Annotated in this window: 17 protein-coding genes; 11 read left to right on the forward strand and 6 right to left on the reverse strand. The window is 41.0% G+C overall.

The window, feature by feature from the left end; translation table 11 throughout:
• Window positions 1–552: 552 nt before the first annotated feature.
• Complete coding sequence (locus V7K46_RS04540) at window positions 553–3,681, reverse strand: MFS transporter (protein ID WP_335111444.1); 3,129 nt, start codon at window positions 3,679–3,681, stop codon at window positions 553–555.
• A gap of 1,216 nt (window positions 3,682–4,897) precedes the next feature.
• Between V7K46_RS04540 and V7K46_RS04545 the strand changes: the two genes are divergently transcribed.
• The 4 genes from V7K46_RS04545 (at window position 4,898) to V7K46_RS04560 (ending at window position 8,339) form a co-directional block, all read left to right on the forward strand.
• Window positions 4,898–6,211 carry a histidine kinase gene (locus V7K46_RS04545; RefSeq protein ID WP_335111445.1) on the forward strand — a complete coding sequence of 438 codons (1,314 nt, stop codon included), beginning with the start codon at window positions 4,898–4,900 and terminating at the stop codon, window positions 6,209–6,211.
• A gap of 152 nt (window positions 6,212–6,363) precedes the next feature.
• Window positions 6,364–6,825 carry a BON domain-containing protein gene (locus V7K46_RS04550; RefSeq protein ID WP_335111446.1) on the forward strand — a complete coding sequence of 154 codons (462 nt, stop codon included), beginning with the start codon at window positions 6,364–6,366 and terminating at the stop codon, window positions 6,823–6,825.
• Window positions 6,826–7,010: 185 nt separating this feature from the next.
• A complete protein-coding gene (locus V7K46_RS04555) occupies window positions 7,011–7,442 on the forward strand; it encodes a CAAD domain-containing protein (protein WP_335111447.1) in 432 nt (143 codons plus the stop codon).
• Between the two features lie 486 nt (window positions 7,443–7,928).
• Window positions 7,929–8,339 carry a hypothetical protein gene (locus V7K46_RS04560; RefSeq protein WP_335111448.1) on the forward strand — a complete coding sequence of 137 codons (411 nt, stop codon included), beginning with the start codon at window positions 7,929–7,931 and terminating at the stop codon, window positions 8,337–8,339.
• Between the two features lie 117 nt (window positions 8,340–8,456).
• On the opposite strand, the gene V7K46_RS04565 is transcribed toward V7K46_RS04560, so the two are convergent.
• Both V7K46_RS04565 and V7K46_RS04570 read right to left on the reverse strand, forming a co-directional pair.
• Complete coding sequence (locus tag V7K46_RS04565; protein ID WP_335111449.1) at window positions 8,457–10,019, reverse strand: metallophosphoesterase family protein; 1,563 nt, start codon at window positions 10,017–10,019, stop codon at window positions 8,457–8,459.
• A gap of 79 nt (window positions 10,020–10,098) precedes the next feature.
• Window positions 10,099–11,070, reverse strand: coding sequence for a YegS/Rv2252/BmrU family lipid kinase (locus tag V7K46_RS04570; RefSeq protein ID WP_335111450.1), 972 nt, complete (start codon window positions 11,068–11,070; stop codon window positions 10,099–10,101).
• A gap of 190 nt (window positions 11,071–11,260) precedes the next feature.
• Here V7K46_RS04570 and V7K46_RS04575 point away from each other — a divergent pair, with 190 nt between their 5' ends.
• Window positions 11,261–11,680 (forward strand): lysozyme inhibitor LprI family protein, encoded by a 420-nt coding sequence (locus tag V7K46_RS04575; RefSeq protein ID WP_335111451.1) that lies wholly within the window; start codon window positions 11,261–11,263, stop codon window positions 11,678–11,680.
• Here V7K46_RS04575 and V7K46_RS04580 read toward each other — a convergent pair.
• Together V7K46_RS04580 and V7K46_RS04585 are read right to left on the reverse strand one after the other, a co-directional pair.
• Window positions 11,664–12,242, reverse strand: coding sequence for a Uma2 family endonuclease (locus V7K46_RS04580; protein ID WP_335111452.1), 579 nt, complete (start codon window positions 12,240–12,242; stop codon window positions 11,664–11,666). The two genes, V7K46_RS04575 and V7K46_RS04580, sit on opposite strands and share 17 nt — an antisense overlap.
• 124 nt (window positions 12,243–12,366) lie before the next feature.
• Window positions 12,367–12,615, reverse strand: a complete 249-nt coding sequence (locus V7K46_RS04585; RefSeq protein ID WP_335111453.1) for a hypothetical protein — start codon at window positions 12,613–12,615, stop codon at window positions 12,367–12,369.
• Between the two features lie 185 nt (window positions 12,616–12,800).
• Here V7K46_RS04585 and hemC point away from each other — a divergent pair, with 185 nt between their 5' ends.
• The 3 genes from hemC to V7K46_RS04600 all read left to right on the forward strand — a co-directional run bounded on the left by hemC (window position 12,801) and on the right by V7K46_RS04600 (window position 17,191).
• Entirely contained in the window at window positions 12,801–13,772 is a 972-nt protein-coding gene (hemC, locus tag V7K46_RS04590) for a hydroxymethylbilane synthase (protein WP_335111454.1), read from the forward strand.
• 131 nt (window positions 13,773–13,903) lie between these two features.
• Window positions 13,904–15,343, forward strand: coding sequence for a glycogen synthase GlgA (glgA, locus tag V7K46_RS04595; protein ID WP_335111455.1), 1,440 nt, complete (start codon window positions 13,904–13,906; stop codon window positions 15,341–15,343).
• 759 nt (window positions 15,344–16,102) lie between these two features.
• Window positions 16,103–17,191, forward strand: a complete 1,089-nt coding sequence (locus V7K46_RS04600) for an acyltransferase family protein (protein ID WP_335111456.1) — start codon at window positions 16,103–16,105, stop codon at window positions 17,189–17,191.
• Between the two features lie 328 nt (window positions 17,192–17,519).
• Here V7K46_RS04600 and V7K46_RS04605 read toward each other — a convergent pair whose 3' ends face one another.
• A complete protein-coding gene (locus V7K46_RS04605; RefSeq protein WP_335111457.1) occupies window positions 17,520–18,791 on the reverse strand; it encodes a HEAT repeat domain-containing protein in 1,272 nt (423 codons plus the stop codon).
• A gap of 237 nt (window positions 18,792–19,028) precedes the next feature.
• Here V7K46_RS04605 and V7K46_RS04610 point away from each other — a divergent pair, with 237 nt between their 5' ends.
• The 3 genes from V7K46_RS04610 (at window position 19,029) to V7K46_RS04620 (ending at window position 21,349) form a co-directional block, all read left to right on the forward strand.
• The gene (locus V7K46_RS04610) at window positions 19,029–19,829 is read left to right on the forward strand and encodes a DUF1838 family protein (protein ID WP_335111458.1); all 801 of its coding nucleotides are present in this window, start codon (window positions 19,029–19,031) and stop codon (window positions 19,827–19,829) included.
• Between the two features lie 342 nt (window positions 19,830–20,171).
• The gene (locus V7K46_RS04615) at window positions 20,172–20,411 is read left to right on the forward strand and encodes a hypothetical protein (RefSeq protein ID WP_335111459.1); all 240 of its coding nucleotides are present in this window, start codon (window positions 20,172–20,174) and stop codon (window positions 20,409–20,411) included.
• Between the two features lie 32 nt (window positions 20,412–20,443).
• Window positions 20,444–21,349: a HEAT repeat domain-containing protein gene (locus V7K46_RS04620; RefSeq protein ID WP_335111460.1), complete on the forward strand. Its 906-nt coding sequence runs from the start codon at window positions 20,444–20,446 to the stop codon at window positions 21,347–21,349.
• The last annotated feature ends 298 nt before the right edge of the window (window positions 21,350–21,647 follow it).

Below are 21,647 nucleotides of genomic sequence, written 5' to 3' on the forward strand. Positions count from 1 at the left end.
GACTGGATGGTATTGACGATGTTGGCATCAAAATTGTGCCAAGAGTCATGTTATATCCTTGTGCCTTATGTATTCAATGGTTTCAGTAGTAGGCTGCTAGGGAACAAGCAGATTTTCTGCTACGGAATTACATGTGTTTTCGGACGTTTTTACTGTAAATCATGAGTCACAAGACTATGATATAACCCTCAAGCGTACTTTTTTCTATCTATAAGAAAGAATAATTAACTTTAATATTTTACTCTGATGAGAGTAAAATATTAAATCCTTAGATTTAGATCGGGTTTTTTAATCTATATCTGAATAACAAGGTCGTGATAGTAAGTAGGTTGGTGGAAAAAACTAAACCATCTAAAGGTATGTAAACGAGCAACTAAGCTTAGTTTAAGCATATTTTAGAATATTTACAAAACTTTACATAGTCACTTTTAATAGCACCAACCTACTTACTCTAGGGGGTAGTTTGTTTTATTTATAAAAAAAAGTGGCATTCATTTGTAAAGACTGAATGCCACTTTGTATTTGATCAAAATTCCTGATGATAGAGATATTTTACCCAGGTAGAGTTATGCCAGTGACTGCGATCGCACCAGCGATCGCACTGGCTGCAAGGGAAGTCAATGCTGTCCCAAATAACCACCAAGCAGCATTTGCAACGGTTTTTTTGGTTTCTTCAGCTTGCTTTTTAGCTTGCTTTTGGATCGCTTTCAGGCGTTTTTGTGTTTCTTGCTGGATACGTTCGGCTCGTTGCAATACGCCATCGCGTGCCGTTTCTATTTGGTCGATAATGCGATTAGCATCCGCCTCAGAAATATCCTCACGAGAACTGATGACAGCAACTAAGGTGTCACGATCAAATTCACTGAGGCGATCGCGCAACGCTTCAAATCCAGCTTGTGGATCGTCGAACACTTTAGCAAAGTCTTGCTTAATCCCTTCATAGTTGAGTTCCGAACGATCCAGGGAGTTGAGATAGTTGCGAACTTTGGCAAAAATCCCATCCAGCACTGATTGCACTTTTTCTTGAATCTGCTGGAATTGTTCAACAATCGAACTGCGAACAGACTCAATTTGATCCACAATTCGGTTAGCTTCCTCTTCTGAGATATCTTCTCGCCCAGATAGCAGCGCCACAATTGTCGAACGGTCAAATTTGGAGGCGCGATCGCTTAAATTCCCAATTCCAGCGCGGGGAGAAGACAGTAGCAATTGCAAATCGCGTTTAATTGCTTCTGGGTTAAGTTCTTCTTTGTTGGTATTACGCAGGTATTCTTCGAGATTGGCTTCAAAATCTAGAGCTACTTGAGTAGTACGTTTTGCTAAACGTCGTGGCGCTCTAACTATGTCACCAATTGCATCTTGGGCGCGATCAATGATCTGATTAACTTGCTCTTGGCTCAAGTCTCCTCGCTGACTCACAAGTTTAACCAAGGTTTCTCGATCAACTTGAGACAAGCGATCGCGCAATGCTAATGCACCGGCTTTGGGATCATTGAGTAATTTTTCCAAATCGCTCCTGATACCTTCTGGATCAAGTTCTTCCAAGTTGGTATTGCGGAGATATTCTGCGATCGCTTTTGTAGTTTTTTCGTACTGTTCTTTCGCCTGCTGCGGTACTTGCAAAATACTATCTCGGACTGCTTCTAGCTGATCGAGAGTTTGGTTTACCTGTTCTTCGCTCAAATCTTGACGCTGACTGAGCAATTGTACCAGTGTATCGCGGTCAAATTGCGATAAGCGTGACTGCAAAAGGCTAATTCCGGCTTGCGGATCGTCTAGTAAAACTTTAAACTCACGTTTAATAGCTTCGGGATTGAGTTCATCTTTGTTAGTATTTTGCAGATAGTCTTCAACTCTTTGGCGTAGTTCATCAGCTTTCGCTTTTGCTTGTTCTTGTACTTCTCTGGCACTATTCAAGATATTATCGCGACTGCTTTCAAGTTGACTAACAATATTATTAGCTTCCTCTTCGCTGATATCTTGACGCTGCTGGAGCAATTGTACAAAAGTGTCGCGGTCGAATTCCCCGAAGCGTTCGCTTAAATCTTCAAACCCAGCTTTGGGATCTTCTATCAACTTTGTAAAGTCTCGTTTAATACCTTCAGGGTTGAGTTCTTCTTTCCCCGTGGAACGCAAATAATCTTCGATGCGGCTGCGGAAATCTTGCCCTTTTTCTAGCCCTTGAGCCTGTTTTACAGTTTCTAAAACTTCCAGGCGATCGCTTTCCATTTGTTCGGCAATTTCTTTCACCCTGGCTTCATTAATATCATCCCGCTGCTTCAACAAGTTGGTGAAATATTCTTGATTGAGTTCTTCTAACTCCCGTCTCACAGTTGTCGGATCTGCATTTGCGTCATAGATGACTTCTTTAAATTCATCTACTAGCGTAATTCGGTTAAAGTGCCAAGGAAATGAATTCAATATGTACTCTTCTATATCTGCCTTAATTGTGTTTTCCGGTGATGGCAATTTCGCAGTTACTTGCTCAGTTGCTTGCTCTCTAAACTTTTGTAGTTGTTCTATAATTTGAGCAACATCTACATCTTGAACTTTCTCTTTCAATTTTTGCAGCTGAGTTGTAATTTTGTTGACATCTATATTGGGAAGGTTCGTGCCATCCAGTACTGCTGGTACAGCAGCGCTCAAGCCATATCGAACCGCTTGTTTGATCACACCCTTACTTAGCTTGCCATTACCACCTCCAATTGTAACCAGTTGCTGAAGCTGTTCACCTAATTGTTCAGAATTCAGTTCTTCGGGAGTGGCAGATTTGAGAAAGTTAATTACTTCTTCCGTTGGATTTTTGCGATTCAAAGCTTGTTGCCAAGCACCTTCAAATTGGTCAGTAATTCGATTGATATCTTCTTTAGATAAATCAGCACGACTGCTGATTAAATCTACAAAGGTTTGGCGGTTAATATTTTGCAATAGGTCACTATTACCGACAGATTGCAAATCTGTATCTTTAAGAAGCTGCTCAAATTGAGTCCGAATTTCTTTAATATCTAGCTTTGGTATTTCTAGAGAACCTAAAGAACTTTGGAGCGTATTTTTAATACCTTCAGCGTCAAAACCTGAAGTTAATTCCTGCCGGACTGCGGCTGTAATATCTTCAACAGTAGAAACTAACTGTTTTTTTGCAGTATTAGCACCGATACCAGCAGTTGCTGTACCTATCAAACCTTGAAAACCAGAGGTGACAGTACTAGCGAAAGAACCAATTAAAGAACCTACGGCGGATGAACCTAACCAAATTACTAGTGCGAAATAGGTAGACCAGATAACTACACCAATAATTGCTCCTAGAAATGCACTTTCGATTAAGCTAAGTTTTACCGCTAGAAAACAAGCAATAAATAATGCAATGCTAACGGTTATCAACGCCCAAGCACCAACTTTAGCCTGAACTTTACGAATTGTTTTACCCAAACTTTCAGAATCATCGTCAGAATCTGAGTCAATTCCCCAAGATGAAATTCCGACAGCGACTGAAAAGTTTGTGAATAACAATTGAAAGGCAAATGTCATTAAAACGCCAGCCAGCAATGCTACCAAGATTTTAGGACCAGAAAAAAGAACTGATGCTTCTTCTGGAGTTAGTACTTCCTGAGCTAAAGTTATCGGCGCTAATCCAAAAGGCAGCGAGTTCCATCCCCAAATAGTTAAAACATCTTGAAACATAGTTTTTTCTCACTTGCACTCAATTAAATACCCATTTAGAAAATGGCTTACTCATTAGTTTAATTATCAATTAGATAACTTGACACTTTCTTAAGTAATAAATTCTTTTACCAAAAGTCGTATTTTAATCAAAATAAATATTTTTATTACTCTTTTGGTAAAAAAATAATGTGATATTTGGTGATTTTTTCACATACAGGAATCCAATTTGATTGTGTTAAAAAATCTAAGTATATGTAAGGTACGTTGTTGAAAACCAACTTGGGTGCGCTGGTTCACCAGTTGCTACAACTTTGGAAAAGTTCACAATGCACTGGCTTCCCTACATGTATTTCAAAAATCAAATATGAGTCGTATATATTCAATATTTAAGAAAATAAAATATTCTTAACAAAAGTAAATTTTATAAAAATGCATCTACAAATATAGCAGGTTTGAAATGGGTCTGTTACAGTACCAGATGATAAAAGCACAACAATGTTATTGGTGTCAACTTAATGTAAAAGTTAATGCTAACAAGCGTTGTTCAGTTGCTTTCATCCCCTAACCCCGAATCCTTAGTTAGAATTCGGGGAACTTATCGGGTAAGCTTTTCTTGTAGCAAACCCTCACCCATTGAAAATATTGGGGAGGTGTAAGGGCAAAACCTTAAAACAAAGCAGATTTTTCCTTAAGCTGTCACCGATGCATAGCTGTGTTTTCTTACCGCGTATTTCATCTAATCAATAGTTTTGTAACGTAAATGTAGTTAATTTTACAAATAAAGTTGTTATCTAAAAAATAAAAAGTTTTTGATAAATAAAATCTTTTAATATTTTTTATAAAAAAAATATATTTTATCCAAGAAATTTTTACTTATCTTTAGTCTTTAGATAAAATCACCTATGTCTGATGATAGAGAGAAAAATTCTTCCAAGCGATTGATGAAAAGGAAACATAAACATGTATTAATAAGGGTTATTGTCCAATGGTACTAAAAAAAGCGTAAATCCTTAAATATTGTTGAGTTTTGGCTGTAAGGGTGTAAAAGAATAAGGGTTGCACGGTCAAGAATTAGTACGTGAAATCAAAGATCCGAGCGAGTCAGTGGGTGGTAGCCTCTCGCTTACACCCAGCCTTAACAAGGGTTTGATCTTTTCTTAGTGACATTCGGGTTATTACCAGCTATAAATTTGTTTGTAAGTAAATAATTGATTTTTGCTGAGGAGAAAAAATAATGGTTGTAGGTGTACATAAACGTGGTGTAGGTGTATTTTCTAATCGTCGAGATGTTGAACATGCCCTACATGAATTGAAAAACACTGGCTTTGACATGGATAGAGTCTCTGTTATTACGCAAGATGGAGACAAAGATGATATTGCTGGCGCTGAAGTGAGCGATCGCGTCGGTGACAAATCTGACGAAGGTGCTAAAGTCGGAGCAGTTACAGGCACTGCTTTAGGCGGATTGACTGGCTTATTAGTTGGTCTTGGTACTTTGGCAATTCCTGGAGTCGGGCCAATTATGCTAGCTGGAGCTGCTGCAACCACCCTAGCTACTACGCTGACTGGAGCTGGTATTGGTGCAATAGCTGGCAGTTTGCTTGGTGCATTGGTTGGTTTAGGAATTCCCGAAGAACGAGCTAAAGTTTACGACGAACGCGTTAGACGAGGACACTATTTAGTCATCATAGATGGCACAGATACAGAAATTCTTAGAGCAGAAGCAATTTTACGTCAGCAGGGTGTGGAAGAGTTTGGCATTTATGACAACCCAGATGCTACAAAAAATGCAAGCACTGGTTATGTAGCTCCAACTTCCACTTCCACTGATTATGTAACTCCAACTCCGACTGCGGCTCGTAGTGGTGTAGAGAGACGCGCAATTGGAGTATTTTCTCATCGTCGAGATGCAGAAGCAGCACTTACAGATTTGCGAGATGCTGGTTTCCCCATGAGTAGAGTCTCGATCATTGCTAAGGATGCAAACGGTCAGGGGATCGCAGGTGTAGATGTAGATAGAACCGCAGGTGCAGGTAATAAAGCAGACGACGGCGCAAAAACTGGAGCAGCTACAGGCGGAGTACTAGGCGGTTTGACTGGTTTATTAGTAGGTCTTGGGACTTTAGCAATTCCTGGAATTGGACCTGTAATTTTGGGTGGGGCAGCAGCGACAGCTTTGGCGACAACAGTAGCAGGCGGTGCTATAGGTGCAGCAGCTGGGGGTATTGTTGGGGCACTGGTTGGCTTGGGAATTCCTGAAGATAAGGCGCGAGTTTATGGCGATCGCTTCCAAAGAGGCGACTACTTAATAATTATCGATGCTAATGAAGCTGAAATCCACCAAGCTGAAGTTATTCTTAAACGTCGAGGGATTGAAGAATTTGCGATTTATGATGGCACTGATCCCGGTGAACATCGCCCAAGTTTAGATCGAGCAACCGATTACGGCACACCAGTTGTTAATAGCGATCGCACCAATTACTCAACAGGGTCTTATACAGATGATCCTGCCGTAGTCATTGTTGACCGCCGTGATGAAACACTCTAAGCTAAAGTAGTTGTCACTCACACTAGTTCCCCAAAATTGCCGGAGTAAGAAGTTGAAAACTTTGCTCCGGATTTAAGTAAACTTGCTCCTCACTTCTGCCGTGAAAATCAATAAACTCAACAACTTTCATTTTGCGATTCCGAATTCAACATATGCAAAAGCTAACTCCTTTTTTAATTAGTGGCCTTTTAGTTTTTGGTGTTGCTGCTTGTGATAACGCTTCTAAAACAAGTGAATCTGCACCCAATAATCCTAACGAAGCTCCCCAAACGCCGACTGCACAAACAACACAAGCTTCTCAACAAGACGCACAAAGTGATGTCCGCAGAAGACAGCTAAATGAGGATATTCGCGCCCGCGAACAGCGCAGTAATATCACTGGTGGTGATACACAACGAGCCAAAGGTGACCTAAAAAGTGAAGTTCGCTCTAAGTTAGAGGCTAATATACCTAAGAGTCAACTAACAGTTGATGCCGCAGAGAATGGAACTGTCACTGTCGCCGGAACTGTGAGCAATCAGCAGGAGTTAGGTAAAATTGAACCTTTAGCTAAACAAATTAAAGGTGTCAAAAGTGTAGTTGTTAAAGCAACTGTTCTCGCACCGAAAAAATAAGGTAGATAACAACAAATCTGTGTGAGTAGGTAGGCATAAATAAATTTAAATGCTCCTACTCATTATTGGTGGTCAGTTATACTCAATACTGACCATTAATAATTGACAACTGACGACCTTAATAATTATATTTATTGACGCTCAGTCAGTTATAGAAACTCTTGTACTTCCCAAAAATAAAAACTATGGAAACTGAACAACAACGTGAATCCATCAATGCCTCCTTATCACAAGGTACGCTAGCACTTGAAGGTGTAGATACAGCAAACTTGCCAAAGTTACCACCAGCAGCTGAACCGGAATCTCAATTGCAGCAAATTAGCAGACAAGTTTCTGAATTTTTGGAGCAATTACCCGAATACTTAAGTAGCTTTTTTAAGGACTACAAGCAGCCTCTAATAACTGTGGCTTTAATTGTGGCGGCGATTGTTACAGTCAAGATAGTACTAGCAGTCCTGAATGCAATCAATGGAACTCCACTACTATCACCACTCTTTGAGTTAGTTGGAATTAGTTACGCCACATGGTTCATTTTTCGTTATTTCCTCAAGGCTTCAACTCGGCAAGAATTAGGGGATGAAATTCAATCATTGAAAAGCCAGTTTTTAGGCGGATAAATTTCCAAACCATTAAAGTAGTACACTATGGCGCAAGTTGATCTATATTTAACAAGGGGCTTAAGCCCCTTGTCTTGTTAATTGAGATGGTAACTAGGATTTACACGAAGCTGTACTAGCCTCAGCGCAGTAGTGGGTATGGTTCGCTAATTAAATATATCCAATCCAAAGGTTCACATTCCCGACTTGTCTAAAAAGTAGAGAATTTTGTAACATATCCTATTTACATGCAAAAGGCAGTAGGGGCAAAATAATGTTCATTGGTGTCAGTGTCAACTTCAGCCAAAACCCTTGTTCTACGCAATTAATGTAAATTATCAGTATTTAACCTGACTTAATATTAGTTTTTTTGGATACATCCAAAGATAGAGAATATAACATTATTTTTAAATTTAAATCACTTCTAAAGATAGTAGATTTGAGATGAAAAACAGCCTAATCTGGTTTTTGAAGTTATTTAATACATTCTTTAAGAGGACATAATTTATGGCTAATGAAGGAGTTAACAAAGGTATAGATTCATCTGATAGAGCCGAAGTAAATACATACGATCGCGGCATTATCCCAGCTGAAGTAGCTGCTCGAATGGAAAGAGAAGGAGATGAGTACAAAACACTCCCCACAGAAGAAAAGGAGGCAGATGCATCTACCGATGATCAAACTGATTCAGAAAGTATACGCACCACTGACGGCTATACCGTAGACCAAGAAGGTTTGTCTAACAACTATGCAATTGAACCGGAAATGTACTACGAAGAACCGGGTGATGCACGCCAACAAGCAGCAGAAGAAAAGGCAGCACGTATTCAAGAACTTGCAGAAGTTAGTCAAGACGACGAGGAAGGTAAGTTGACCGAAAAGGGTGACAAACGCGGTAGAGGTCCAGGAGTAATTTAATTAACACCATCCTTTTTGCTGTGTGTAATTACACGTAATAAGGCTAAATAGGCGGTTATTAGAGACGCAATCATTGCGTCTCTACTCATATGGGCTAATATTTCCAGAATTATGTTACTAGATGATCAACGGCTCAAGTTCCCGATTATGCCATTGCCGCTGATGCCATTCAGCAACTAAGGGACGGACAATGAACTTGGGATGATGTTCGCCTTTAACGTCAATGCGTAAACCTGAGTAAGGTCGTCGCTTCTGAAAACCTTGACCGTTGCGACCAATGAAGAGATGCGATCGCGCCACTAATCTATTTTCATTGCCAAAAGTCTCCATCAAATCTGCTCCCTCAATCCGCTGGCGCCGCAAACTAAACCCGCTACCACCACAAATAATCCAGTGGATATGAGAATCAGCATGTCCCGTATCCATTGTTTCCAGGTGTTCCAAGCAGTGCGCGTGACCGTTTAATACCAAATCAACCAAAGGACGCCCCTGAGTTAGGGAACCTATTTTTTTAGCTACCGCATCCAGCACACTACGGAGGCGATCGCGAATTATCAGAGTTTGCGCTTGTTGCCACTTTGTCGCCTCAGTTACATAGGGAGGATGATGGAAATAAATCACCCTTCCCCGAACTTCAGCAGTATTCCAAGATTCAATTAATCTTTGCTTCAGCCACTCCAGTTGTTCAGTATCAGTCAGCGTTGTTTTATCAGCAGCTAATTGCTTATCGATATCAACAATAATTTCTTCAATTTGTGACAGCTTGGCGTGGAAGTCGTCTAATTGGTCGGCTTCTGTAGGGTTTTCTGGATGAAGCTTGGCTGAGGTTTCAACGATTTGCAGCTTTTCTTGCTCTAAATCTTCACGGCGCTTTTCTAAAAGTTTGCGATCGGCATCGCCTTGTTTGGTTTTAGGTAGCGGTGGTGGATCGTTAAATGTATTAGAATCCAAGGCAAAGAAATCTATACCGCCATAGCGAAAAGTATAGTAGCGATTGGGAAGGCGGGTGAAGTGCCCAGGTTCATAGCTAAGACAACGACCTGTATCTGTCTTGGCTGTGTAGTACTGATCTAAATGATGATTTAACTCTCCTGGAAGTTGAAACGCCTTAAGATAGTCCAGAAATGCCCGTGCGTAAGCGTCACCCGTTCCTGAGCCATGCAAGCCCACATCTAGGTCTAAGCGCGATCGCAACAGCCCACGAAGGGGTAATGTTGTTAGAGATGCCAAGCTCAATAAAATCGGCAAGTTATAGTAATCGTGATTTCCCGGTACAGGTAAAATGGGCAGCTTGAAAATCATCTGGTCATAGGCAATCCGTCTGGGATGCTCTCCGCCCAAGATAAACTCTCGGTAAGGCTGGATGAAATTCTGGTGGTAGTATTCACTTGACCCCACTAAATAGATCACATCCCCCATGTGCAGCATAAAACGGGATTCGTTGTGATGGGGCAGCATCAGTTCAGCCACCTGTCGCTGGGGATTGTGTCCCCGGTGCTGGCCGGAACCACTATCACCTACAACTAAAAATGAAAACTCAGAATTGTCTGTTTGACCATCTTCCAACACCAGCCGAGTTTGGTCGATGTTCCGTTCCACAATTAACGGATCTTGCCACCGTACCCGCTGATTCATTTTACTAATTTTGTTAGCGATCGCTGGATCAGATACAAGTTTCAATGCAACCTACTCCTGAATCTTCTATTAAAGGGGACAGGGGAGCAAGATTGTAGCAAGTCTTTCCCCATGCCCTACACCCTTATTTTCCTACTGTGTCTTTCATCTCAATAATCAAGTTGGGCAGTCCCTCTAGTTTTTCAGTAGGCTCAACTTCTTCTACTAATGGCACAAAAATTCTTAAGCCTGCTGGAACACACTTAATTTCTACTGGAGTTGTGCCCACTATTTCACCATCTAGAACAACCTTTTGTGGTGGATTAGTCGTAATTTTAAATTGTTTGGCTCGCAGGAAGCCAATATCATCCCGATCTACGGCGTTACCTGTAGAAGCCGTTTGAAATAGATGAAATGTAGCAGCGATCGCTCCTGCCTTATTAACTGAAGCTACAATCGTTAAATCTAGTAACCCATCATCATAAACCAGACCTGCTGGGCCCTGAGCTAAGACAGAAGTGGCAGGTGCAGCATTTGCTACTGTTACTGCACAGGCGCTAGTTTTAATTATTTTGTCCTCAGTTTCAATTTCAACATCAAAGTTTTTTAAGTTTCTTAGTTGCTGAATTCCAGCTAAGACGTAGGCCATCATCCCAAAGCGATTCTTGGCGTCTCGGTCTGCCAATTCTACAGTTTCAGCTTCAAAGCCAATACCTGCCAAGAGTACCATTGGTTGATCGTTGCAATAGGCTACGTCTACACTGCGGGTTCCTCCCTGTAAAATTGTGTGACACGCAGCTGCGATCGTGTCAGGAATTCCTAAAGCTGTGGCAAAAGCGTTTGCTGTTCCTCTAGAAATGATCCCAAATGGAATCTCAGTACTTACTAAAGCCGCTGCCGCCGCTGAGAGGGTGCCATCTCCCCCCGAAGCAATGATTGCATCTACACCCCTCGCTACCGCTGCATAGGCCAGTTCGTCAGCGTCGATTTCTTCAGTTGTGAGATAAATATCTAGGTCAATCTCTGGCTCTAATATTGTCCGAATTTCTGCTAGTTCTAAATCTGGGTCACCCTGACCCGCAACTGGATTGAAAATGAGGCAGGCGGAACGATTCATAAAATATAAAAGCTAAACTTAGATCACTAAAATACCAAATCCTTTTTAGCATTGTTGTGAAATTTCGACTTCCATCTGACGGCTGGTTTACCTTTTGTAAAAAGTTCAGAAGTATTCTGCGTCGGAATACACCAATGCTGACGCGTATTTTGGTATCTTTTGTTTATACTTAAACAATAAAAATTTTGCTATGCGTCAATTATTACTAGTTTTGGCAAGTATGCTAACTCTCAGCAGTCTAGATAGCCCCACCATGACAATAGCAGGCACAACGCCTGATTTCCCAATGCGCTTAGTTCAAAAGTTAAACTGCAATAATGCTCAAACTCAAGCAGCAATTAATGAATGCACGGGGTTATCTTATCAGAATGCAGATAAAAAACTGAATCAAGTTTATCAACAATTGCTAGCTACCTTAGAAAGCTCTAGGAAACAGAAATTGATTGCTGCACAAATAGCATGGATCAAGTTTCGAGATACCAATTGTGAGTTTGAGAGAAGCAGATATGAGGGAGGAAGTATTGCCCCAACCATTTATTTTGGTTGTTTAGAAAATTCCACCAAATTGCGTACTCAACAATTACAGGAATATCTCAAAGCCGACCCTTAATGGCTTTCATCTTTAACCAGCCAAATACCTCTTCTACTGTCAGTTCTAAATCAATACCATCTAGAACAGCCAACCTATCTGCTTTATGACAAAATTCTGGTTGTTGATGTGGTTGAAAAACGAGAACTGAGCGGTCATCGGGATCAATCAACCATCCAAGCTGACAACCATATTTTAGGCAGTGCAAGATATTGCTTGTAATGCGATTGGAACTCTGATCTGGAGAGAGAATTTCAATTGTCCAGTTTGGAGCAATTAGCACATCACCTACAGGTTCTCCGTTATCGTCAAACTCAATTTGTTGCCAACAAATAACCGCCACATCTGGAACAATTGACCGACCACCAAAAGTACAACGTAACTCTGGAAAAGCATAAGCGATTTGCCTCTCCTCTGTGACTTCATTAATCCCATTAATCAACTTAGCCTGAAGTCGGGAGTGGCGGGTTTTCGGCATTGGTTTCTGGCTAATTTCACCATCAATATAAATACTTGCAGGCTTTGTTTCTGGTAACTTTAGAAACTCTTCTAGGGTTAGGGATGCGGATTTTGCAACACTCATGACTTCTGCTATTCCGAAAGTCCTATATCCAGTTTATCAACATTCGTCACTAGCTGAATGCAACAAGGCGATCGCCATCCAACACTCAGAACTTTACAAATAGCTACAAACACTCAACGCTGAATTAGAACACCGCATTTAACAGCGGACTCAAGAGTTCGTTTTTAATGTTAGCTGATGCATTGGCATTGTCAACGGACGCATTGGCATTGTCAGCGGACGCATTGGCATTGTCAGCAGACGCGTTGGCATTGTCAGCAGACGCGTTGGCATTGTCAGCAGACGCATTAGTATTGTCAGTAGACGCATTAGTATTGTCAGTAGACGCATTGGCATTGTTAGTAGACGCATTGGCATTGGAGGGTATTGCCAAATTTAATTTGCTACAAATTTAACGAAATGCTGTACCAAGTAGTAGTGTTGGAGATTCCTCAAACCAGCCTTTGGTAAAGAATTGTAATCCAAAATCCAAAATCTAAAACCCAAAATTAGTATGAGTCCCTGACTACGGTAGTCTAGATGAGAGTGAATTTATCGCCAGCGATATTATATTGTTTTATGACTTCAGTAGTTTATAGTCCCCCACGCACTATTCGGATTGGTTCACGTAAAAGCCAACTTGCTCTGGTTCAGACCTACTGGGTACAAGAGCAACTAAAGAAAAGCTTTCCTGAGATCACTTTTGAAGTCCACACCATGTCTACCCAAGGCGACAAAATCTTGGATGTAGCATTAGCTAAGATTGGCGATAAAGGACTTTTTACTAAAGAACTTGAAGTCGGAATGCTCAATCAGGAGATTGACTTTGCCGTTCATTCCCTCAAGGATCTGCCAACTCACTTACCAGAAGGGTTAACACTAGCAGCAATTACTGAACGGGAAAACCCAGCAGATGCATTAGTGGTGCATGAAAAGCACAAAGATAAACAAATCGATACTTTACCACAAGGTGCTGTAATCGGTACATCTTCTCTACGGCGGTTAGCACAGTTACGTCACCACTTCCCCCACTTTACATTTAAAGATGTGCGGGGAAACTTGATTACACGGTTGGCAAAACTGGATGCAGGCGAATACGATGCTTTGATTTTGGCAGCAGCAGGGTTAGAGAGATTGGGAATGGGCGATCGCGTTCATCAAATTCTCCCCGCAAATATCTCTCTCCACGCTGTTGGCCAAGGAGCCTTGGGTATAGAATGCCGGGCTGATGATAGTGAATTGCTATCTCTACTCAAAGTGATCGAACATCCCCAAACACGCGATCGCTGTCTCGCCGAACGCTCTTTTTTACGTTCTCTAGAGGGCGGATGTCAAGTACCTATTGGTGTAAATACAGAAATATCTGGTGAAAATTTGACCTTAACAGGGATAGTCGCCAGTGTAGATGGTCAAAAGTTCGTAAAAGATACCGTCACTCGGAAAGCCAACAATGCCGAAGGGCTAGGCATAGAACTAGCAGAACTGTTGCGGCAACAGGGAGCGCAAGAAATTTTGTCAGAAATTTTTGCGGTGATTCAGCGCGGTTCCTAAGCAATTGGGCAAGCCGATGTGATTAGATAAGAATTGATCGCCGTTGCACTCTCATACGTGCCTAATGCAACATATCGCGTTGGTCGGGATCATAGAGTTAATTTGACAATCTCAGGGAAGCAAAAATTACCATGCGGATTCTATTTGTTGCAGCAGAGGCAGCACCCATTGCGAAAGTAGGAGGAATGGGTGATGTTGTCGGGGCATTACCCAAAGTCCTGAGAGAAATGGGGCATGATGTGCGGATATTCTTGCCTTACTACGGCTTCCTGCCAGACAAAATGGAAATTCCCTATGAACCCATCTGGTGGGGAGATGCTATGTTCCAGCACTTTGCAGTATACGAAAGTGTTCTGCCTGGTACTGATGTTCCCTTGTACTTATTTGGACATCCCGCATTCATGCCCCGCCGTATTTATTCTGGAGATGATGAAGATTGGCGGTTCACTTTGTTTGCAAATGGTGCAGCCGAGTTTGCCTGGAATTACTGGAAGCCAGAAATTATCCATTGCCACGATTGGCACACGGGTATGATTCCCGTGTGGATGCACCAAGATCCTGATATCAGCACAGTGTTTACCATTCATAATCTGGCTTATCAAGGGCCGTGGCGTTGGTATTTAGAGAGAATTACTTGGTGTCCCTGGTATATGCAAGGACACAACACAATGGCAGCGGCGGTGCAATTTGCCAATAAAGTAAATACAGTTTCGCCTACCTATGCCGAACAAATCAAGACACCTACTTACGGTGAAACATTAGAAGGTTTGCTGTCCTTTATTAGCGGGAATTTATCTGGGATTATCAACGGTATTGATACTGAAGTTTATAACCCAGAAAGTGACAAATATATTACCCAAACCTTTACTGCTGATACTTTAAATAAACGCAAGGCTAACAAAATTGCTTTGCAAGAAGAACTAGGGTTAGAAGTCAACTCCAAAGCCTTTTTCATTGGGATTGTGACCCGATTAGTGGAACAAAAAGGCATTGATTTGATATTACAAATCCTCGATCGCTTCCTATCTTATACAGATGCACAGTTTGTACTGTTAGGAACAGGCGATCGCTACTATGAAACTCAGATGTGGCAATTAGCATCCCGCTTTCCCGGACGCATGGCAACTTATTTACTGTATAACGATGCCCTGTCTCGCCGGATCTACGCTGGTACTGATGCCTTCTTAATGCCTAGTCGTTTTGAACCTTGCGGTATTAGCCAAATGATGTCTTTGCGCTACGGTTCTGTGCCCATTGTCCGCCGCACAGGTGGATTAGTTGACACTGTAACCCATCATGACCCCGAAAATGCCGCAGGCACAGGTTATTGCTTTGACCGTTATGAACCACTAGACCTTTTTACCTGTATGATCCGGGCTTGGGAAGGCTTCCGTTTCAAACCGCAATGGCAAGAACTCCAAAAACGGGGCATGAGTCAAAATTTTAGTTGGAATCAATCTGCCAAAGAGTACGTGAAGTTGTACAGGTCAATTTACGGTTTGCCAGAAGAAGAAGAGACACCAGAACCAGAGTTAGTGTTAAACCAAGCAGTCACCACTAGCAAGCCCTGAACCGTTTAAATAACTACTTTTGTGACTCGTGAGAGCATTGTTCAGATTAGTCTGAAGATGCTACTCATGAGTTTTTTTATTTCATAAACTTGCCAATTTGACAAATTTAATTTCCTGATATTTTCCGAGTCAGCTTGAAATAGCAAATAATCAGAAAGTGTCTGAATTCTTGTCAGGACTTACGCAAAAATTGCTAAAAGGCTTAATTTCTCTAACTCTTTTCTACGAAAAGCTACGCAGAGCCTTTGGTAGAGAAGAGTTCGTATGTACGTAAGTCCTAATTGTTTTAACAGGCTTGAACTTATAAAAAAGTTAGCGTTTATCGATACCGTAGTTATAGACTAATTGGGTTAATATCCTTAATTACCCTATTAATTACAACTACATCTGCTCTAACACAGTTAGCAGACGGTTCCTCAATTGGGCAAACTCTTATCGCTGCTTCTAACTTGATCTGCCCGACTCAAGGGTTTATTTCTCAGGGCTATATTCGCTTACTGAGTCCCTAATTATCTATCATTAACTGTATATTCCCTGACGCGGCAGCTCATTTACATGGTAGTATATTTATACCTCAGTCAAGTAATTAAAACCAAAGTGAATCGACTCAGCAAAGATGATGTAAAACAATATTACCTCCTCCTATTTCTGCTACTTGTGAAGTTACTGCTTGAGGGGAAAAGTGAACAATCAGACTACCTTTGCCATTTACTGATTTAAATGATTTATTCAGTTACTACAACTAACCCTGGAAATGCTATGAACAAAAAATTAAATTTGCTACAAGTATATCGTGGTGTCGCTGCTATACTGGTCGTTCTAACCCACGCGAATAGAATGCTTTTTCGTGAAATGCACCAAGATGATTTATTGCAAATATTTCATTTTGGTTGGATAGGCGTGGATTTTTTTTTCGTACTCAGTGGATTCATTATATTTTATATTCATCAATTTGATATAGGAAAACCGAATAAGTTTAAGTCTTTCTTTTTTAAAAGATTTATTCGCGTATATCCATTATATTGGAGCATTTTAGCCATCAAAATTTTAGTTTATCTATTTAATACTAATCAAAATAGCATTTATCAGCGAAGTGCAGACGAAATTATCAAGGCTATCTTTTTGCTACCCCAAGACCGTTCTATTCTAGAGATTACTTTTATTGGTGTCAGTTGGACGCTTAGTTATGAAGTTTTTTTCTACTGTATATTCGGTCTACTAATATTGAAAAATACAAAAATCAGCCAGTCGATAATTTATGCTTGGATCATTGGCATAATTCTCAATTTTTTCGATTTATTACCAATTGGCGAAAATTTTATAGCGAGGTTTATATTTGACGAACATAATCTAGAGTTTGTACTGGGTTGTTTAGCTGCCTATACTATATCTAAATACGAATTTAAATTTGCAGCATCATTAATTTACGCTTCAATTTTTATGTTGGTTTTATCAGTTATAAATACAAAATATGGGGAATTTAATGTTTCCGGTACCTCCTCATTAGTAGCTTACGGTATTCCGTTTATGATCCTTATTATAGGATCTGTTTATTTAGAAGTATCAAAGACAATCAATATACCACCAATTCTAATTTATATAGGAAATGCGTCTTATTCTATATATTTAACGCATAATTTTTTCTTAAGTAATATAAGCAAAATTTTCACTACACTTACAGAAAAACTAAATATTTTATACATTATCCAAAATCCCAGCATATATTACAATGTTGGTGCATTTATAATTGTTGTAATAGCAGTAGTAATGGGATGCGTAATCCATTCTTATTTTGAAAAGCCATTAATTACAAATCTAAGGAAAAAAGTCTTTGCAAAAATGAACTGATACCGATTATCTGTGAGGTTGCTCCCGAACAAGGAGCTTAAACCCCTTGTCTCACCAAGATTGATTTTGTGCAGCTTCACAAAGAATTGGTATGAGATGCTAATTGAAGGCCAAATCTTGACAAGGTTAGATAAGCAGAAATCAATTAGGTTTCTGCTTATTCTATAGGAATCATATTTGATTTCTGAAATTATTTACATAGACGGGGAGTGGGGAGTAGGGAATAGGGAATAGGGAATCAGGCTTTTCGAGTTGTACGGAGTTTTTTCACGCAATCAAATCATAGTCCTATAGATGATTTAAAATATCAATAACTTATAACTCCTAACTATTGAGTACTCGTCGCTTTTGCTCTAATTAACCAGTCACCATCGTGAGCGCAAATTTCCCGACCGGACGAGTCTCCTAAGCGGTTTAGCGCTAATAAACAAGCATATTTCAAGTCCCAAATTGGCGTATTTAGGCAAGTTTTGAGTTCAATAATTGCTCGTGAATCACCTAATTCACTAAGAGCGATCGCACAAGCAGCACGGGATTTCTGAAACTGAGGTTCGCGATTGTACAGGTTTTCTACTAACAAATCGTAGGCGGGAGCATATTTCAGCCAGCCGAAAAGTTTCATCACATGATAATGAGCGCCATAATCGTTATATGCCTTGTCAGAATAAGTTGCTAGAAGTGCTGCTGGTGCTTCTTGTGCATAGATATCCAGTAAGGTTTTTGTCGCTAAATAACACCGTCCAAAATCGGTTTCGTAAAGTTCGTTAATGACAAAATCTAGTACAGGAGTAGCGTCATACTCATGTACTAAATCAAGGTCGTTGGGATGATCGTAGAGTACTTGCTCTAGATAAGGTTGAATTTCTGTAAAGGTAATTTCACCACTAGGAACGCCTGCATCCAAAAGCATCCGCAATCCTCGCAACCGAAACACCAGAGATACAGGACAACGGGCAATTTCTGGGATGGCTTTGTAGTAGTGTGAATCAATCAGGTCTTGAATGCAACCGCGCCGGGCATTGACGCTAGAACTTTGCAGCAGCGCCATCACCTCAGTGATTTGGGAATAGTCACCTGTGAAACGACAAACTGTAGCGATCGCTGCACTACGGGTAGGTTCATCCTCAGCTTGGGTAAATTTCCGAACACGTTCTAGAGATGCCTGATAGTTAGCGTTAGCTAGGGTGTGAATAATCACTCGATAGATTTGACCTGGTTTATCGAGCAGTTGTGCCACTTCTTCAAGAATTTCTGGATCTTTAGTCCCGATTTCCCCGATCGCCCACACGGTATTTTCAACAGTATAAATATCATCATCTTTAAGACACTGCCGAATTACAGGTAAAGCTGATTCGGCCTGCAATCGCCCCAGACTTTCCACAGCCTTGCGTCGAACAATCCGGTGGTCTAACTCCTTGGGGTTACTGGTTTCAATCGCCCGTACCAAAGCCGCGATCGATTGCTCAGTGGGATAATTAATCAGATGGGAAACAGCAATATACTTATCAGAAGCGTCTTCGAGTTGTTCTAATGGTGTATCGATAATTGCGATCGCTTGTTCTTCTGTTAGCCCAAACATTTTAAAAAAACGTTTATCCATTGATTTGTAAATAGCTTTTGAATAATTGCTCAGAGGTCACGTTTACTATCGTACTAGGGACTGGGGACTGGGCATTGGGCATTGGATTAGCAAAAATGTAAGTTGCTAGTTTGAGTTGGAGTTGATGTCAAAATAAAATAAAATTCGCTTACTGAGCTACTGGGTGAGAGTTGCGATATCTAACGACAAGCCGAAGAAGCGTGCTACCCAGCTATTTGAAGATGATAGGAGTCCTATATGAATGATTATTTAGATGACTACGAATTTAATAACCTCGATTTTTACAGAAAAAATCATGGGTTACAGCTTTATTACAACTGGTCTGGGGAAATTTGGTGGCAACAAGCACCAGACTTGCCTAAGGAAAAATTGTTCTCTATTATTGGGATGAATGCTACCAAAGTATTTCTCAAACCTGATCCTGAACACGGTGCAGTTGGGTATCGCATCAATAGAGAGTTAGGTTTATTTTGTGACCCGGATACCCAAGAGATTCTCCATTTTTGGAAATCACCAACAGCAAGTCAAGCAGTACCAGTAGTCCACATTGCTAACCGCATTGTCCAAGGCTCAGTTAAACCAAAAAAATTTGTCATACCCAAAGGCAGCGGATATATTACATCTGTGATGGAAATTCCTTTAGAATACCCCCATCCCTTAGCAGGAGATATTAAATATTTAGACTATTGCCCTGGAGAAAAGTTTAAGGGAGTTGAGTACTTTATATCAAATACTTGCCGACCCGATGCAACTGAAGTCCCTCCTGCTAAGTGGGCGAGGGACTGTCCTTGGTTACCCTGGATGAAGTTAGGATATGCTCATCCAGCTAAATTAAGATTTGAAACCACAATATTTAGAGTAGATTCTTTTGAGCAGCTTCATCCTAGCTTGGTCAAGCTGGTGAGAGAAAAAGTACCAATTTATGAATTCACCCCAACGGAAAGCGATGAACCGAATGTCACAAGCATTCAATACTTTAAGAAAAACTTTGAGTCCTACTTGCAGGGGGATATTTTTCCACTAGAGGAAACCTCTTGAGCAGTTTTTGCACGATGCTAGACCATGCTAGCGCGATGTCTACGACGGGCGTAGCTGCGGCACTTTCAATCAAAAAAGCCAAAAAGACTTATCAGAACTTGGATCGAAGACTGTAGTTTCGTTCGACTTTTGAAGATTTGCGTCAAAAGCTTTACCAGTGGTTACGCGATCTGAGAATATCGGAATATATGCATTTGTTAGCTATTAGTCAGTTGCCTCTTGCCAATTGCTCAATTGTATGTAACAGCTAAGTGCTGGTTTTTAGCGAGTAATCAAATATAAACGATAGTCGAACGCTGACTACACATCATTATATAAACACGCATTTAGGAAACAAAAGTTATGGATGAAGCTTCAGAACTCACAACAACCTATAACATAGACGCTCAAGAAGTAGCAGAAGTTATTGCAGAACTTGAGCAGTATCGGGAACGTCTAGTTCAAGAAACTATGGAAACAGCAAAACGGGCTAAGTTGATGAGAGTAAATGTTATGGCAAAATTAGAGCCTGAGCTTGTCAAGATTGATTCTGCCCTCCAGGAACTCCGTAATCAGCAAGCTGCCTTGAACCTCAGCAACTAGTAATCCATCTTGATAATTTAGCTATAAGTCATATGCTCAACTCCAAAACTCAATCCGGGGAGGATTCGTTAAATCTGTCTCAGGCAGAAACTGATGCTTTATTTGCAGCGGTGAGTGAGCAATTAGGCTTAAACACCTTCAACCCTGATGACCAAAACCTACTCAAGCAAATGATTGAGAGTATGGGAGACTCACGGGGGATGGTTAGGTTAAGTTTTGCAGAGGCATTGGGTAAAATCGGTAAACCAGCGACCCCTTTATTGATGGAAGCTGTGGCAAATCACCCAAACCCAGTTGTGCGGCGAGCCAGCACCAAAACCCTGACACTCATCGCTGACCCGATCGCAATTCCAACCTTGCTCAAGGCTCTGTTAAATGATGAAGATACGGTGGTCAAAGCCTCGTCAGTGGGAGCGCTGGCCAAGATAGGTAAGCCCGCTGTGCCAGCATTACTAAAAATCTTAGCGTCAAGCGAGTATCCAGAAAGTGCCAAAGGATATGCAGTATGGGCGTTGGGATTTATTGGAGCAGAGGCGAAGGAATATTTATATCAAGAGATTAACTCTGACTCGCCTGAAGTTCGTGCTGCGGTGGTGGGTGCGATCGCTAAAATAGCTGAAGAAGGTACTGAAGAAGGAGCATTTAATATTTTAGTTAATGCCCTCACCGATCCATCTGAAATTGTGCGGTGTGAAGCAGCAGCAGCTTTGGGCAGCCTGACCTATCGACCAGCGATTCCTAACCTCGTCGAGTTACTGCATCATGCCGATTGGGAAACTCGAAAAGCGGCAGCCCTGGCATTGATGAAAATTGGCGATCGCACTTCCTTAGAACCCCTGCAAGCCGTATTGACCAAGGAAGGGGATGCAGGGGTTCAGGCAGTGATCAAGTTGGCGATTTCTCAAATTGAGAGACAGTTAGAGGAAGATGCTTGGTAATAGAGCGATACACATTTACTATCACTAATTATTGAAGCAAATATTAAATATCTGTTTGGTTGTACCTTCGATTTTTCCTCCCCTAACTTCAACCAAAGGGTGCAAGCTCCCCAGCAGCATTTACTTGCAATAGACCATTACCGCTGTACTCTACAGTACATCGGTTTGATTTGGTGAAATTGAGCGATCGCGTTGCTCCCGTCAAAGCGCAACCTATAATGTTTGACTCAACTAAAGTTGATCAGAGCAATTATGGCTGGAGTAAATCGAAAATAAATATCATTAATAGTTTGAGACT

The organism is Nostoc sp. (assembly GCF_036917395.1).
Lineage (GTDB): Bacteria > Cyanobacteriota > Cyanobacteriia > Cyanobacteriales > Nostocaceae > Nostoc.